Annotated in this window: 14 protein-coding genes and 1 pseudogene; 9 read left to right on the forward strand and 6 right to left on the reverse strand. The window is 71.2% G+C overall.

Translation table 11 applies throughout. The annotated features are described in order from the left end of the window. Nucleotides 1–2: 2 nt before the first annotated feature. A pseudogene (locus OG870_RS06975) lies at nucleotides 3–211 on the forward strand (cupin domain-containing protein); the annotation flags it as partial. 5 nt (nucleotides 212–216) lie between these two features. Here OG870_RS06975 and OG870_RS06980 read toward each other — a convergent pair. Further along, nucleotides 217–1,443 (reverse strand): acyl-CoA dehydrogenase family protein, encoded by a 1,227-nt coding sequence (locus OG870_RS06980; protein ID WP_266586311.1) that lies wholly within the window; start codon nucleotides 1,441–1,443, stop codon nucleotides 217–219. Nucleotides 1,444–1,615: 172 nt separating this feature from the next. Between OG870_RS06980 and OG870_RS06985 the strand changes: the two genes are divergently transcribed. Continuing rightward, entirely contained in the window at nucleotides 1,616–2,260 is a 645-nt protein-coding gene (locus tag OG870_RS06985; protein WP_266586310.1) for a TetR family transcriptional regulator, read from the forward strand. A 46-nt stretch (nucleotides 2,261–2,306) separates the two neighbouring features. On the opposite strand, the gene def is transcribed toward OG870_RS06985, so the two are convergent. After that, nucleotides 2,307–2,846, reverse strand: coding sequence for a peptide deformylase (gene def, locus OG870_RS06990; protein ID WP_266527442.1), 540 nt, complete (start codon nucleotides 2,844–2,846; stop codon nucleotides 2,307–2,309). A 114-nt stretch (nucleotides 2,847–2,960) separates the two neighbouring features. Here def and OG870_RS06995 point away from each other — a divergent pair, with 114 nt between their 5' ends. The 7 genes from OG870_RS06995 (at nucleotide 2,961) to OG870_RS07025 (ending at nucleotide 10,859) form a co-directional block, all read left to right on the forward strand. Continuing rightward, a complete protein-coding gene (locus OG870_RS06995) occupies nucleotides 2,961–4,199 on the forward strand; it encodes a MurT ligase domain-containing protein (protein WP_266527445.1) in 1,239 nt (412 codons plus the stop codon). A gap of 17 nt (nucleotides 4,200–4,216) precedes the next feature. Next, complete coding sequence (locus tag OG870_RS07000; protein WP_266586308.1) at nucleotides 4,217–4,945, forward strand: type 1 glutamine amidotransferase; 729 nt, start codon at nucleotides 4,217–4,219, stop codon at nucleotides 4,943–4,945. Nucleotides 4,946–5,133: 188 nt separating this feature from the next. Then, a complete protein-coding gene (locus tag OG870_RS07005; protein WP_266527451.1) occupies nucleotides 5,134–6,159 on the forward strand; it encodes a 6-phosphofructokinase in 1,026 nt (341 codons plus the stop codon). A gap of 156 nt (nucleotides 6,160–6,315) precedes the next feature. Next, nucleotides 6,316–7,266, forward strand: coding sequence for a cytochrome c oxidase assembly protein (locus OG870_RS07010; RefSeq protein ID WP_266527454.1), 951 nt, complete (start codon nucleotides 6,316–6,318; stop codon nucleotides 7,264–7,266). Between the two features lie 67 nt (nucleotides 7,267–7,333). Next, on the forward strand, nucleotides 7,334–8,797 hold the full coding sequence (locus OG870_RS07015) for a DUF6777 domain-containing protein (RefSeq protein WP_327690764.1): 1,464 nt from the start codon (nucleotides 7,334–7,336) through the stop codon (nucleotides 8,795–8,797). 27 nt (nucleotides 8,798–8,824) lie between these two features. Beyond that, a complete protein-coding gene (locus OG870_RS07020; RefSeq protein ID WP_327690765.1) occupies nucleotides 8,825–10,675 on the forward strand; it encodes a serine/threonine-protein kinase in 1,851 nt (616 codons plus the stop codon). A 13-nt stretch (nucleotides 10,676–10,688) separates the two neighbouring features. Beyond that, nucleotides 10,689–10,859 (forward strand): hypothetical protein, encoded by a 171-nt coding sequence (locus OG870_RS07025; protein WP_266586302.1) that lies wholly within the window; start codon nucleotides 10,689–10,691, stop codon nucleotides 10,857–10,859. 3 nt (nucleotides 10,860–10,862) lie between these two features. Here OG870_RS07025 and OG870_RS07030 read toward each other — a convergent pair whose 3' ends face one another. Genes OG870_RS07030 through OG870_RS07045 form a run of 4 tightly spaced genes read right to left on the reverse strand, consistent with a single transcriptional unit; the run spans nucleotide 10,863 to nucleotide 14,947 of the window. After that, entirely contained in the window at nucleotides 10,863–12,077 is a 1,215-nt protein-coding gene (locus OG870_RS07030; protein ID WP_266586300.1) for a sensor histidine kinase, read from the reverse strand. Next, nucleotides 12,074–13,786 carry a sodium/solute symporter gene (locus tag OG870_RS07035; RefSeq protein WP_327690766.1) on the reverse strand — a complete coding sequence of 571 codons (1,713 nt, stop codon included), beginning with the start codon at nucleotides 13,784–13,786 and terminating at the stop codon, nucleotides 12,074–12,076. Before OG870_RS07035 ends, OG870_RS07030 begins: the two co-directional genes overlap by 4 nt. Before the next feature lie 10 nt (nucleotides 13,787–13,796). After that, the gene (locus tag OG870_RS07040; RefSeq protein WP_266527472.1) at nucleotides 13,797–14,192 is read right to left on the reverse strand and encodes a hypothetical protein; all 396 of its coding nucleotides are present in this window, start codon (nucleotides 14,190–14,192) and stop codon (nucleotides 13,797–13,799) included. Between the two features lie 2 nt (nucleotides 14,193–14,194). Further along, nucleotides 14,195–14,947 (reverse strand): LytR/AlgR family response regulator transcription factor, encoded by a 753-nt coding sequence (locus OG870_RS07045; protein WP_266527475.1) that lies wholly within the window; start codon nucleotides 14,945–14,947, stop codon nucleotides 14,195–14,197. Between the last annotated feature and the right edge of the window lie 36 nt (nucleotides 14,948–14,983).

Below are 14,983 nucleotides of genomic sequence, written 5' to 3' on the forward strand. Positions count from 1 at the left end.
CGGTGACCGCGACGGAGGGCCTGCTGGTCCCGCAGGGCCACGGCAGGGTCGTCCGGACCCCGGCCCAGCGCGTGACCTTCAAGGCCACCGGCACCCACTTGCGCACCGCCTCGCCTTCGAGCCGCGGGTGCGCACCTCCGACAACTGGCAGCGCCGGCGGTCGAGTTCGGGCAGCCGGGTGGTCCGTGCGACACCGGGCACGGTCCCTGTCGGGCGCTACCGGATCGGCATCCCCGACAACGTGCGCGCGATCACCAGCCGCTGGATCTCACTCGTACCCTCGAAGATCGTGTAGATCGCGGCGTCACGGTGCATCCGCTCCACCGGGTACTCCCGGGTGTAGCCGTTGCCGCCGAGGATCTGGACGGCCTGGGCCGTGACCTTCTTCGCGGTCTCGCTGGCGAACAGCTTCGACATGGAGCCTTCGGCGGCCGTGAACTGCTTGCCGTTGACCGCCATCCAGGACGCCCGCCAGACCAGCAGACGAGCGGCGTCGATGGACGTCCGCATGTCCGCGAGCTGGAAGGCGACGCCCTGGTTGTCGATGATCGGGCGTCCGAACTGCTCACGGGTCGTGGCGTAGTCGAGGGCGACCTCGTACGCGGCCCGAGCGGTGCCGACCGCCATGGCGCCCACCGCGGGGCGGCTCGCCTCGAACGTCGCCATGGCAGCGTTCTTCACGCGCTCACCGCCCGCCTTGGCCCGCTCGCGGGCTCGCGCCAGACGCTCGTCCAGCTTCTCCTTGCCGCCGAGGAGGCAGGAGCCGGGGACGCGCGCGTCCTCCAGGACGACCTCGGCGGTGTGCGAGGCGCGGATGCCGTGCTTCTTGAACTTCTGGCCCTGGGACAGGCCCGGCGTGTTCGGCGGGACGATGAAGGACGCGTGGCCCTTGGAGCCGAGCTCCGGGTCGACGACCGCGACGACGACGTGGACGTTGGCGATGCCGCCGTTGGTCGCCCAGGTCTTCGTGCCGTTGAGCACCCACTCGTCCTTGGCCTCGTCGTACACGGCGCGCGTGCGCATGGAGGCCACGTCGGAGCCGGCGTCGGGCTCGGAGGAGCAGAAGGCCGCGACCTTGACATCGTTGGCGTCGCCGTACATCTGCGGGATCCAGGTGCCGATCTGTTCCTCGGTTCCGTTGGCGAGAACGCCCACGGCGGCGAGGCCGGTGCCTACGATCGACAGGGCGATGCCCGCGTCGCCCCAGAACAGTTCTTCCATCGCCGTCGGGATGCCCAGACCGGTGGGGTCGAAGTACTGCTGGGCGTAGAAGTCGAGGGAGTAGATGCCTACCTTCGCGGCCTCCTGGATGACCGGCCAGGGAGTCTCCTCACGCTCGTCCCATTCGGCGGCCGCGGGGCGGATGACGTCGGCGGCGAAGCCGTGCAGCCAGTCCCGGACCTCCCTCTGTTCGTCGTTGAGCTCCATGGTGAACTCGGCCATGTCCCCTCCAGCGGCGGTGCCCTCTATTGTTACTAGCGGTAACCCGAGTCTGTTACCCACGGGTAGGAAAAGTCAACTCCCGATGCCGGGTCGGCAGCCCGTTCGATGCAGAGGGCATGTTCAGTGTTATTTTGCGCAGGCATCACCGAATTGGCACGGGCGGGGAGAGCTCATGGACACCACACAGCGGACCGAGCAGCAACGGTCCGCCGACCGACGTCGGCGCGAACTGCTGGAGGCAGCCGACAGGGTGGTGCTGCGCGACGGCCCTCAGGCCTCGATGAACGCCATCGCGGCTGAGGCAGGGATCACAAAGCCGATCCTGTACCGCCACTTCGGCGACAAGAGCGGACTCTACGCCGCGTTGGCCAAGCGGCACACCGACGCCCTGCTGAACTCCCTCCGGGCGGCCCTCGACGCCCCCGCGGACCGGCGGGAACGGGTCGAGGCCACACTCGACACCTACCTCGCGGCGATCGAGACCCGTCCGCAGGTGTACCGCTTCCTGATGCATCCCGCGGAGGGCAGCCCGACCGGCGACCAGGGCTTCGACGTCGGCAAGCACGCGATTCCGCTGCTGAGGCGCATGGGCGAGGAGTTGGCGCAGGTCATCGAGGACCGGCTGGATCTGGGGCCGGAGGGTCAGCGGCTGGCCCGGGTGTGGGGACACGGGATAGTCGGCATGATGCACGCGGCGGGCGACTGGTGGCTGGGGGAACGTCCGTGCTCCCGGGCCGAGTTGGTGCGGAGCCTGGCCGATCTCCTGTGGGGACGGCTGGCCGCTGCGGGGGACAAGGTCGGCGGCCCGGGGTTCTGACGGCTGCGTTTGCGGCTGAGGGCCGGTGGGGTCGACGTCGTCCACTTCACCGGCGCCAGGAGGCTCGCCTCACCTGTCGCATCAGGCGGCTGTGGCGCCGACCCGTCAGGCGGTCGGCGTAGACCTTGCCCTCCACGTGATCGCACTCGTGCTGCAAGCATCTGGCAAAGAATCCCGTGCCGTGGACCGTCACCGGCTCCCCGGTGACGGTGAAGCCCTCCACCACCGCGTGGTCGTGGCGCTCCGTCCCCGCCTCCAGGCCCGGCAGGGACAGACAGCCCTCCGGGCCCCGGATCACCACTCCGTCGGCCTCCACCAGCCTCGGATTCACCACATGTCCCAGGTGGCGGACCTCGTCGTCGTCCGGGCAGTCGTAGACGAACACCCGCAAGGATTCACCGACCTGGTTGGCCGCCAGACCGACGCCCTGCGCCGCGTACATCGTGGCGAACAAGTCCTCCACCAGGGCGGCCAGTTCGGGACCGAAGTCGGTGACCTCCTCGCACGGGGCGTGCAGGAGCGGGTCCCCGAGCAGGGTGAGGGGCCGGACACGCCCGCGGGTGCCCGGAATGGAGCCGTTTCGCATGGCCGCAAGGGTACGGCGGTTCGGGACGGTGAATGGATCTCGATAGGCTGAGGTCCACACCACGTTGCCGTAAGGCTCCAGGCGCGGCGCGTACGCAAGGAGGATCGAGAACTGATGGCAGGCAACTCGGACCCGCTCACGCCGCGGGCCAAGCTGGCCGTGACCGCGGGCAAGGCGGTCGCGGCGGCATCACGCGCCGCCGGGCGCGGCAGCGGTTCGGTGATCGGCGGCCGGGTGGCGCTCAAGCTCGACCCCGACCTTCTCGCGCGGCTCGCCCAGAACCTGGACGTCACGCTGGTCTCGGCGACCAACGGCAAGACCACGACGACCCGGCTGATCGCCGAGGCGCTGCGCGCCGCGGGCCCGGTCGTGTCCAACGCGCTCGGCGCCAACATGCCCGCGGGCATCACCTCGGCGCTCGCCGGCAGCTCGGACGCCCGGTTCGGTGTGATCGAGGTCGACGAGAAGTACCTCGCCGGCGTCGCCCGGGACACCGACCCGAAGTGCATCGCGCTGCTGAACCTCTCGCGCGACCAGCTCGACCGCGCCGCCGAGACCCGCATGCTCGCGGAAGCCTGGCGCGAGGGGCTCGCGGGATCGAAGGCCGTCATCGTCGCCAACGCCGACGACCCGCTGGTGGTGTGGGCCGCGTCCTCCTCCCCCAATGTGATCTGGGTCGCCGCCGGGCAGATGTGGAAGGACGACGCCTGGTCCTGCCCGTCCTGCGGCGGCGTGATGCAGCGGCCCGGCGACGACTGGTTCTGCGGTGAGTGCGGCTTCCGGCGGCCCACGCCGAGCTGGGCGCTGCGCGGCGACCACGTCCTCGACCCCCACGGGTCCGCCTGGCCCATTCATCTCCAGCTGCCCGGCCGCGCCAACAAGGCGAACGCCGCCAGCTCGGCCGCCGTCGCCGCCGTCTTCGGCGTACCGCCGCAGGTCGCCCTGGAACGCATGTACCAGGTGCAGGCCGTCGCCGGACGCTACGACGTGGTGCAGTTCCAGCAGCGCGACCTCCGGCTCCTGCTCGCCAAGAACCCGGCGGGCTGGCTCGAAACGTTCAGCCTGATCGATCCTCCGCCCACCCCGGTGATCCTTTCCGTGAACGCGCGCGGCGCGGACGGCACCGACACCTCCTGGCTGTGGGACGTCGACTACACGCGCCTGGCCGGCCACCCGATCTGTGTGATCGGCGACCGGAAGCTGGACCTCGCGGTGCGTCTGGAGGTCGCGAACCAGCACTTCCAGGTCTGCGACGACCTGGACCAGGCGGTGCAGATGTGCCCGCCGGGCCGGATCGAGGTCATCGCCAACTACACCGCGTTCCAGGACCTGCGCCGCCGCGTCGGCAACTGACCACTCGGAGGACACAAGTGAGCGACAACAGCCTGCGGGTCGTCTGGATCTACCCCGACCTGCTCAGCACGTACGGCGACCAGGGCAACGTCCTGGTCGTGGAGCGCCGGGCCCGGCAGCGCGGCCTGGACGTGGCCCGCCTGGACGTGCGCAGCGACCAGCCGATCCCGACCTCCGGTGACATCTACCTCATCGGTGGCGGCGAGGACCGTCCGCAGCGGCTCGCGGCCGAGCGGCTGCGCCGGGACGGCGGTCTGCACCGGGCCGCCGAGAACGGCGCGATCCTCTTCTCGGTGTGCGCCGGCTACCAGATCCTCGGCCACGAGTTCATCAACGACCTCGGCCAGCGCGAGCCCGGCCTCGGTCTGCTGGACGTGGTCTCGGTGCGCGGCGAGGGCGAGCGGTGCGTCGGTGACGTGCTCGCCGACATCAACCCGCACCTCGGCCTGCCCCCGCTGACCGGCTTCGAGAACCACCAGGGCGTCACCCACCTCGGTCCGACGGCCCGCCCCTTCGCCAATGTCCGCCTCGGCAACGGCAACGGCACGGGCGACGGCACGGAGGGCGCGTACAACGACACGGTCTTCGGTACGTACATGCACGGCCCGGTGCTGGCCCGCAACCCGCTGATCGCGGACCTGCTGCTGAAGCTGGCACTCGATGTGAACGCACTGCCTCCGACCGACGACCGCTGGTACGAGGCGCTGCGCAACGAGCGCATCTCGGCTGCTCAGCAGCCTGCCTGAGGCCGGGCACGCGGTGTGCGGGAACCAGCCCGTCTGACGGCGCGTCCGCACAGCTGAGCGGGGTCGTCCAGCAGGCGGACGCACGGTACGGCCCCGCCCCCTCCTGCCGTTATGGTGGCGGGGTTCGAGCCGGACAGCGCGGTCCGGTCCCGTGCCACGTTCAATAGCTGAGAAGGTTTTTTCGGGCTATGCGCATTGGTGTCCTCACGTCCGGCGGCGACTGTCCCGGCCTGAACGCCGTCATCCGGTCCGTCGTGCACCGTGCCGTGGCCGACCACGGTGACGAGGTCATCGGCTTCCGGGACGGCTGGAAGGGCCTCCTGGAGTGCGACTACCTCAAGCTCGACCTCGACGCGGTGGGCGGCATCCTGGCCCGCGGCGGCACCATCCTCGGCTCCTCCCGGGTCCAGCCCTCCCATCTCCGGGACGGCGTGGAGCGGGCCAGGGGACATGTCGAGGAGCTCGGTCTCGACGCGATCATCCCCATCGGTGGTGAGGGCACGCTGAAGGCCGCCCGGCTGATGTACGACGCCGGCCTGCCGATCGTCGGTGTCCCGAAGACCATCGACAACGACATCGCCGTCACCGACGTCACGTTCGGCTTCGACACGGCCGTCGGCGTCGCGACCGAGGCCCTGGACCGGCTGAAGACCACCGCCGAGTCCCACCAGCGCGTCATGGTCGTGGAGGTCATGGGCCGCCACACCGGCTGGATCGCCCTGCACTCCGGCATGGCGGCCGGCGCCCACGCCATCGTCGTACCGGAACGGCCCTTCGACATCGAGGAGTTGGCCCGGAAGGTCGGCGAGCGGTTCGAGGCGGGCAAGCGGTTCGCCATCGTCGTCGCGGCCGAAGGGGCCAAGCCGAAGGCCGGGTCCATGTCGTTCGACGAGGGCGGCAAGGACATCTACGGTCACGAGCGCTTCGCCGGGATCGCCAACCAGCTCTCCATCGAGCTGGAGGAGCGGCTGGGGAAGGAAGCGCGGCCGGTCATCCTGGGGCATGTGCAGCGGGGCGGCACGCCGACCGCGTACGACCGGGTGCTCGCCACCCGTTTCGGCTGGCACGCCGTGGAGGCCGTGCACCGGGGCGAGTTCGGCAAGATGACCGCACTGCGCGGCACGGACATCGAGATGGTGTCCCTGGCGGAGGCGGTCGAGACGCTGAAGACGGTGCCGGTGGAGCGGTACGACGAGGCGGAATGCGTCCTCTAGCACGTCGCTCGGCGCGTCACCTCGTGCGCCGCTTCGTACGCCACTGATCTTGTACGGAATTGAAGAGTCCGCCCCCGGTCGCAGCAGCGGCCGGGAGCGGTTCTAGTCTGGGTCCGGACAGACAGCGCACAACCCCCACGAATCAGGAGCCGTTGGATGGATCACAGCGGGCACGGCATGACCATGGATCTGCCGCCGTTCACGCTGGGGCGGGGTCTTCAGTGGTCGGCGGACCCGTTCTTCCTCGTGGCCTGCCTGGTGGGGCTCGCGCTGTACGCGTACGGCGTCGTACGGCTGCGACGGCGCGGTGACAAGTGGTCGCCGGCGCGGACGGTCTCGTTCGTCCTCGGTGTGCTGACCATCGGGCTCGTGATGTGCACGAAGCTGAACGACTACGGCATGGTCATGTTCAGTGTGCACATGGTGCAGCACATGATCATCAGCATGCTGTCGCCGATCCTGATCCTGCTCGGCGCCCCGGTCACCCTCGCGCTGCGTGCGCTGCCGACCGCCGGGAAGGGCCGCAAGGGTCCGCGTGAGCTGCTGCTGATGCTGCTGCACAGCCGGTACATGCGGATCATCACGCATCCGGCGTTCACCATCCCGCTGTTCATCGCGAGCCTGTACGCGCTGTACTTCACGCCGATCTTCGACTCCCTGATGGGCTCCAGGACGGGGCACATCGCGATGATGGTGCACTTCCTCGCCGTGGGTGTCGTGTTCTTCTGGCCGATCATCGGGGTCGATCCCGGGCCGCAGCGGCCGGGTTATCTGATGCGGATGCTGGAGCTGTTCGCGGGCATGCCGTTCCACGCGTTCTTCGGCATCGCGTTGATGATGGCGTCGACGCCGATGGTGGAGACGTTCAGGAACCCGCCCGCCTCGCTCGGCATCGACGCGCTCTCCGACCAGACCGCGGCCGGCGGCATCGCCTGGGCGTTCAGCGAGGTGCCCTCCGTCCTGGTGCTGCTCGCGCTGCTGTTCCAGTGGTACGGATCCGAGCAGCGGCAGGCCAAGCGCTCGGACCGGGCCGCCGATCGCGACGGCGACAAGGAACTCGAGGCATACAACGCCTATTTGGCCTCATTGAACGCACGCGGCCGTTGAAGGCTTCGCCATTCGGAAGCATTCAGTAGCATGAAGTGCATCGGGGGAACCGCACGGGGGAGCGGTAATGACACTTCGCGCATTTATGCAAGGAGCCGGGAAATCGGCGATCGGTAAGATCGCCGTCCTGCTCGTTTTCGTTCTGGCGCTCAGCGGCTGTGACCGAAGTGCGCCACTGCTCATGGTGAAGGCGGTGGCCGCGGGGGTGCCTTCTCTCGCGCCTTTCTTCGACGAGAGCGGCGGTCTGGGCCATGACGCGGTGGTCAGGTCGCAGGCCGTGCAGGAGGCCGTGCACGGGAGTCTGCAGCAAGGGGACACACCAGGCCTGTACGGGGGCACGAGGAAGCCGACCATCTGCGACGTCAAGCAGCTCAAGGCCTTCCTCACGGACCCCGTGAACCGGCAGAAGGCGCAGGCCTGGGCGACCGCACTGGACATCACCACGGCCGGGATCCCGGAATATCTGGACCGGCTCACTCCTGTTCTCCTGCGTCACGACACTCTCGTACAGAACCACGACTACAAAAAGGGAAAGGCCGTCCCCTACAACTCCTTGCTCCAGGCGGGAATCGCCGTTCTCGTCGATGAACAGGGACTTCCGGCTGTGAAGTGCTCGTGCGGAAATCCACTCCGCCCCTTCACGGACGACACGAACAGGATTTCGGTCAAGTTCGAGGACGGCAACAGCAAATGGCGGGGATACCGGCCCTCCTCCGTGGTGGCCGTGCGGCCCGCGCCACGGAGTATGGAGCGGCTCGCCCTGGTCGATGTCGACGATCCCGGCCGGGGCATCGACCGGCCGGTCGGCACGACGGGCGGACACGACCAGACCTTCGACACACGCAAGCAGCGTGCGGTGCCCGACCTCGCCGGGACCACGTTCGGGGACGCGAGCCGACGGCTGGCCGACAAGGGGCTGGCGGTCGGGTACGACGAGAAGGAGCGGCCGCCCGACGACGCACGGGTGACGGCATCGGACCCGCCGACGGGGACCGAGCTCGGGTTCGGGGAGTACGTGACGCTGAGCGTGGCCGGCGGGACGCCGGGAGGCACGTCCGGGGGGAGGTCCGGGGGAACGTCCGAGGGGTCGACCACTCCCCCGGCGCCGCCTTCGACCTCCGGGCCGCCGTCCACCGCACGGCCGGCCTCCCCGTCCTCCCCGTCGCCACCGTCCTCGCCATCCTCTCCGTCGTCACCGTCGTCACCGTCGTCACCGTCCGCCCCGTCGAGCAGCGGGGCGGGGCCCTCGTCCTCCCCGCCGACGTCGAGCGCACCGCCCAGCTCCAAGGCGCCCCCGTCGAGTGAGCCGCCCGGTTCGCCGCCGACGACGGCCAGGTCGTCCCCGGCCGGCGATCCGGTCACCAGCAGCGCACCGCCACCCAGCGCTCCGGTCACCACGAGCGCCCGGCCGCCCGAGACCGTGAGCGCCCCGGCCACGAGCTCTCCGGCCACCAGCGAGCCGCCGGCGAGCAGCGCCCCCGCCACGGGTGAGCCCGCGCTTTCGGGGCCCGCCTCGATCGTCATCACGTAGCGCCCCGCAGAACCCGGGAGTCACCGGATGCATTCAGGATCACCGACGTCGGGAGTGGGCCGGGTCATCGCCGACCGTTATCTGCTGCTGAACCGGCTCGGCAGCGGCGGCATGGGCCGTGTGTGGCTCGCCCACGACCAGAGACTCGCCTGCGAGGTCGCGCTCAAGGAGATCGTGTTCCGGGATCCGGAGCCCGCCGGGGACGAGCGGGAGGCCCGGGTCGCCCGCGCCCGTGCGGAGGCCCGGTACGCGGCGGGGCTGCGCGGCCATCCGCACGTGGTGACGGTGCACGACGTGCTGGAGCACGAGGGGCTGCCGTGGATCGTCATGGAGTACGTGGCGGGCGCCGTCGACCTGAAGGAGCTGGTCGAGACGCGCGGGCCGCTCGCGCCCGCCGAGTGCGCCCGCGTCGGGCTCGCCGTACTGGACGCGCTGACGGCCGGGCACGAGCGCGGTGTCATGCACCGGGACGTGAAACCGGCGAACATCCTGCTCGCGCCGGACCGCACCGGGGCGCCGTACGGCCGCATCCTGCTCACCGACTACGGCATCTCGGTGCAGCCGGACGCCGGGGAGACCCGGTACACGTTGGCGTCCGTGCTGGTGGGGACGTCGGGCTATCTGGCGCCGGAGCGCGCCACGGGCGGGTCGCCGACCCCGGCCGCCGATCTGTTCTCGCTGGGCTGCACGCTCTACCACGGCGTCGAGGGCCGGGGCCCCTTCGAGCGCGAGTCGCATCTCGCGGAGGTCACCGCGGTCGTCATGGAGGAGCCGCGTCCGACCGTGCGGGCCGGCGCGCTGGGCCCCGTACTGCAGGCGCTGCTGGTGAAGGATCCGGGGCGGCGGCCGTCCGCGACGGAGGCGGAGGCGGCGCTGTCGCGGATCGTCACGTCGCAGGCCGAGGCGTACGCCCGTACGCAGACCGACCTCGGTTCGCAGCCGCCCTGGGCCACGATGTCACCCGGGACGCCCCCTTCCCCTCCTCCGCCCGGCCCCGGGCCGGACGGCTTCGGGCCCGTCGTCGTGTCGTCGGCGCCCGCCCACCGCCGCAGCGAGCTGCCGCGGGTCCTGCGGGCCGTCATCGCCGCCTGTCTCGGCCTGGTGCTGGCGCTGGGCGGCGTCTGGTACGCCACGGCGCACCAGAAGAGCGGCGGCGACGGGACCGAGTCGTCGCCGTACGGCACGGCCGTCGGGCTCGCCCGGCCGCTCAAGGACGGGGAGTGCGTGCTCGCGGACTGGCCGGGCTCGGCGCGTTTCCAGGGCACGCCCCGGCTCGCGCCGGATCCGACCTGTACGGACAGGGCTCCCGACGGGCAGGTGATGGCGTTCGTGGCGGCGGCGTCGGTGGATGAGGCACGCAGGCTGGGGCCGGCCCGGTGCGAGCAGCGGACGCAGGAGATCCGGGAACGGCTGGCCGATGTCCGCAGCGTCGCCGTCGTGCCGACACAGGCCGGTTTCGACACCGCGGGACGGCGCACCGCCTGTCTGGTCCTTGGCGCGCACGGGCCGGTGTACGGGCCGCTCGGCGACCGGCGGAAGGTCGGCACGGCCTTCGCCGACACGGCGAACATGCAGCGGCGCGACTGTCTCCGGATCCCTTCCAACCGGGACGCCCGCCTGGCGTCCTGCGCCGGCCCGCACGACGAGCAGGTGCTCGGTTTCACCCGGCTGGGCAAGGGCGTCACGCTCGCCCGAGCCCGTACCGAGTCGGACGCGTCGTGCGCGAAGGACGTGCCGCCGAGCGACTACGGCTTCGACCCGTCGGTCTACACGGCGGGCTCCTGGACCAGCGCGGGATCGTGGAAGTCGGGCACGCATTTCGTCGTCTGCACCGTCCGGAAGCAGAACGGGGGCACCATGGAGGGGGACGAATCCTGAGGAGGGTGTTGCGATGCCCGGTTCTGCGGACAGTTCTACGAAAGTGATGGGGGCCGTCACCGTCGGCGGTCTCGTCGTCGTGACCGCCTACACGGTGGCGCTCGGCTCCAACGGCTGGCTGTGGTTCGGCTGGGTCGTGCTGGGCCTGCTCACCCTCGGGGTGGTGGCGACCCGCAGTACGTGACGCTCACTCCCCGGTCAGCCGCCCGGCCGAGTGCACGCCCGGCTGGTACTTCGGCAGCCGGGCGGTGATCTTCATGCCCGCGCCGACGGCGGTCTCGATGACGAGCCCGTAGTCGTCGCCGTAGACCTGGCGCAGCCGGTCGTCGACGTTGGACAGCCCGATGCCGCCCGAGGGGCTGATCTCGCCGGCGAGGATGCGGCGCAGCAGGCCGGGATCCATTCCGGCGCCGTCGTCCTCGATGACGACCAGGGCCTCGGCCCCGGCGTCCTGTGCGGTGATGCTGATGTGGCTCTTGCCGGCGGGCGCCGACTTGCCCTCCAGGCCGTGTTTGACGGCGTTCTCGACGAGCGGCTGCAGGCACAGGAAGGGCAGGGCGACCGGCAGCACCTCGGGGGCGATCTGCAGGGTGACGGAGAGGCGGTCACCGAAGCGTGCCCGCACGAGCGCCAAGTAGTGGTCGATGGCGTGGAGTTCGTCCGCGAGGGTGGTGAAGTCGCCGTGCCTGCGGAACGAGTAGCGGGTGAAGTCGGCGAATTCCAGAAGGAGTTCGCGGGCCCGCTCGGGGTCGGTACGCACGAACGAGGCGATCACGGCGAGCGAGTTGAAGATGAAGTGCGGGGATATCTGGGCCCGAAGCGCCTTGATCTCGGCCTCGATCAGGCGGGTGCGGGACTGGTCGAGGTCGGCCAGTTCGAGTTGGACGCTCACCCAGCGGGCGACCTCCCCGGCGGCGCGGACGAGGACGGCGGACTCGCGCCGGGCGCAGGCGACGAGTGCGCCGTGCACGCGGTCGTCGACGGTGAGCGGGGCGACGACCGCCCAGCGCACCGGGCAGTCCGGGGTGTCGCAGGTGAGCCGGAAGGCCTCGCCGCGGCCGGTCTCCAGCGGCCCGGCGAGGCGTTCCATGATCTCGGTGCGGTGGTGGTCGCCCACGCCGTCCCAGACCAGGACCTCCTTCCGGTCCGTCAGGCACAGCGCGTCGGTGCCGAGGAGGGTGCGCAGTCTGCGGGCGGACTTGCGGGCGGTCTCCCCCGTCAGGCCCGCCCGCAGCGGCGGCGCGGCGAGGGAGGCGGTGTGCAGGGTCTCGAAGGTGGCGTGCTCGACGGGGGTGCCGAGGCCCCCGAGGCTCTCGGGGCGGGCCGTGCGCCTGCCGAGCCAGAACCCGGCGGCCAGCAGTGGCAGGACGGCCACGCACAGACCGGCGAGGAATCCGCTCATGCCTTCGCCTCCGCCCGCAGCGCCTCCGGCAGATGGAAGCGCGCCAGAATCGCCTCCGTCCCGCTCGGCACCCGCCCGGGGGTGGCCAGGGACACCAGCACCATGGTGAGGAAGCCCAGCGGCACCGACCAGAGAGCGGGCCAGGCGAGCAGCGCGTGCAGCGTGCCGGTCCCCGGGAGGCCCGCCATGGTCACGGCCACGGCCACGAACGCGGAGCCGCCGCCGATCAGCATCCCGGCGGCCGCGCCCGGCGGGGTCAGCCGGCGCCACCAGATGCCGAGAACCAGCAGCGGGCAGAAGGACGACGCGGACACGGCGAAGGCCAGCCCCACCGCGTCGGCGACCGGCAGCCCGCCCACGATGGCACTGGCGGCGAGCGGAACGGCCATCGAGAGCACCGTCCCGAGCCTGAAGTGCCGTACACCGCGCGTCGGGAGGACGTCCTGGGTGAGCACTCCGGCCACGGCCAGGGTCAGTCCGGACGCCGTGGACAGGAACGCGGCGAAGGCGCCGCCCGCGACCAGCGCGCCGAGCAGGTCGCCGCCGAGGCCGCCGATCATGCGGTCGGGCAGCAGCAGGACGGCGGCGTCCGCGTCGCCGGTGAGGGTGAGTTCGGGGGTGTAGAGCCGGCCGAGGGCGCCGTAGAGGGGCGGCAGGAGGTAGAAGGCGCCGATCAGGCCGAGCACGGCGACCGTGGTGCGGCGGGCGGCGACGCCGTGCGGGCTGGTGTAGAAGCGGACGACGACGTGCGGCAGGCCCATGGTGCCGAGGAAGGTGGCGAGGATCAGCCCGTAGGTGGCGTACAGCGGGCGTTCCTCGCGGCCCGTCTCCAGGGAGGTCGACATGCCGCCGTTGGTGCCCCGGTCGGCCCTCGGGACGGGGGCGCCCTCGGCGAAGGTCAGCCGGGTGCCGGCCTCGATGCGGTGGGTGCCGGCGGGGAGGCGGATCCGCCGCTCGTCGTGCGAACGGCCGTCGATCGTGCCGCTCGCCGTCACGGTGAGCGGGCGGTCGAGGGTGAGGTCGAGGCCGTCGTCGACGCGTACGACGCGCTGCTCGCGGAAGGTCGCCGGCTCCTCGAAGGCATGCCTTGGTGCCCCGTCGCCCTGCCAGGCGAGGACCAGGAAGAGCGCGGGGACGAGCAGCGCGGTCAGCTTGAGCCAGTACTGGAATGCCTGCACGAAGGTGATGCTGCGCATGCCGCCCGCGGCGACGGTCGCGACCACGACGAAGGCCACGATCAGCCCGCCGAGCGACTGCGGCGCACCGGTCAGCACCGTCAACGTCAGCCCGGCGCCCTGGAGTTGGGGCAGCAGATACAGCCAGCCGACACCGACGACGAACGCCCCGGCCAGCCGTCGTACCGCGTAGGAGGCGAGGCGGGCCTCGGCGAAGTCGGGCAGTGTGTAGGCGCCGGAGCGGCGCAGCGGGGCGGCGACGAACAGGAGGAGGACCAGATAGCCGGCCGTGTAGCCGACGGGGTACCAGAGCATGTCGGGGCCCTGGACCAGGACCAGGCCGGCGATGCCCAGGAAGGAGGCGGCGGAGAGGTATTCGCCGCTGATGGCGGCCGCGTTGAGGCGGGGCCCGACGGTGCGGGAGGCCACGTAGAAGTCGGAGGTGGTGCGGGAGATGCGCAGGCCGAACGCGCCGACGAGGACCGTGGCCACGACGACGAGGGCGACGGCGGGGACGGCGTAGCTGGAATTCATCGGTCCTCGTTCATCGGTCCTCGACGAGGCGGACGAAGTCCCGTTCGTTGCGCTCGGCGCGCCGTACGTACCACAGGGCGAGCAGGACCATCGGGACGTAGAGGCAGAAGCCGAGGACCAGCCATTGCAGGCGGCGGGCGTCCGGCATGGCGGCGAACACCAGCGGCAGCGGGCCGATCAGCAGGCCGAGGAAGGCGAACACGGCCAGTGCGGCGCGGAGTTGGCTGCGCATCAGGGAGCGGACGTAGGTGTGGCCGAGGGTGGTCTGCTCGTCGATCTCGGTGCGCGGGCGGTAGTAGCCGGAGGCGGGGTACCGCCCGCGCGAGCGAAGCCCGGCACGCGGAAGGGTGCGGCGGGGCGGGCCGGTGACGACGACGCGCCGCTCGGCGGGGTCCTGGCTGGGCACGGTCAGGGCCTCCTCATCAGCAGGTCCCGCAGTTCGCGCGTGTGGCGGCGGCTGACCTGGAGTTCCTCGCCGCCGACCAGGACGCTCACCGTGCCCGCGTCCAGGCGGAGTTCGCCGACGTGACGCAGGGCGACGAGGTGGCGGCGGTGGATGCGGACGAAGCCGCGGGAGCGCCAGCGCTCCTCCAGGGTGGACAGCGGGATCCGTACGAGGTGGCTGCCCCGGTCGGTGTGCAGGCGGGCGTAGTCGCCCCTGGCCTCGACGTGCGTGATGTCGCCGACGGCGACGAAGCGGGTCACACCGCCGAGTTCGACGGGTATGTGGTCGGGGTCGGGTTCGTGCACGGGGATGCGCGGGGCGGTGGTGCCGGTGAGTTCGGCGGCTCGGCGGATCGCCTCCGCGAGGCGTTCCCTGCGGACCGGCTTGAGCACGTAGTCGACGGCCTTGAGGTCGAAGGCCTGCACGGCGAAGTCCTCGTGGGCGGTGACGAACACGACCAGCGGCGGCTTCGCGAACCCGGTCAGCAGCCGGGCGAGGTCGAGGCCGTCGAGGCCGGGCATGTGGATGTCGAGGAAGACGACGTCGATCGCCTCCGGCCCGCCCGGACCGGACTCCAGCGCCCGGTTGATGCGGCGCAGCGCCTCGGTGGCGTCGCCGGCGCCCTCCGCGCCGGCGATGCGGGGATCGGCGTTCAGGAGATAGAGCAGTTCCTCCAGTGAGGGGCGTTCGTCGTCGACGGCGAGGGCGCGCAGCATGAACCCGGAGTGTAGGTGGAATCAGCACGCCAGGAC

This window comes from Streptomyces sp. NBC_00461 (genome assembly GCF_036013935.1).
Taxonomy (GTDB): domain Bacteria; phylum Actinomycetota; class Actinomycetes; order Streptomycetales; family Streptomycetaceae; genus Streptomyces.

Coding starts and splice junctions, on each gene's coding strand:
- OG870_RS07005 (WP_266527451.1), top strand. CDS start 5,134: ATGCGCATTGGTGTCCTCACGTCCGGCGGCGACTGTCCCGGCCTGAAC.
- OG870_RS06995 (WP_266527445.1), top strand. CDS start 2,961: ATGGCAGGCAACTCGGACCCGCTCACGCCGCGGGCCAAGCTGGCCGTG.
- OG870_RS06980 (WP_266586311.1), bottom strand. CDS start 1,443: ATGGCCGAGTTCACCATGGAGCTCAACGACGAACAGAGGGAGGTCCGG.
- OG870_RS07035 (WP_327690766.1), bottom strand. CDS start 13,786: ATGAATTCCAGCTACGCCGTCCCCGCCGTCGCCCTCGTCGTCGTGGCC.
- OG870_RS07025 (WP_266586302.1), top strand. CDS start 10,689: ATGCCCGGTTCTGCGGACAGTTCTACGAAAGTGATGGGGGCCGTCACC.
- OG870_RS07045 (WP_266527475.1), bottom strand. CDS start 14,947: ATGCTGCGCGCCCTCGCCGTCGACGACGAACGCCCCTCACTGGAGGAA.
- OG870_RS07015 (WP_327690764.1), top strand. CDS start 7,334: ATGACACTTCGCGCATTTATGCAAGGAGCCGGGAAATCGGCGATCGGT.
- OG870_RS07010 (WP_266527454.1), top strand. CDS start 6,316: ATGGATCACAGCGGGCACGGCATGACCATGGATCTGCCGCCGTTCACG.
- OG870_RS07020 (WP_327690765.1), top strand. CDS start 8,825: ATGCATTCAGGATCACCGACGTCGGGAGTGGGCCGGGTCATCGCCGAC.
- OG870_RS06985 (WP_266586310.1), top strand. CDS start 1,616: ATGGACACCACACAGCGGACCGAGCAGCAACGGTCCGCCGACCGACGT.
- OG870_RS07030 (WP_266586300.1), bottom strand. CDS start 12,077: ATGAGCGGATTCCTCGCCGGTCTGTGCGTGGCCGTCCTGCCACTGCTG.
- def (WP_266527442.1), bottom strand. CDS start 2,846: ATGCGAAACGGCTCCATTCCGGGCACCCGCGGGCGTGTCCGGCCCCTC.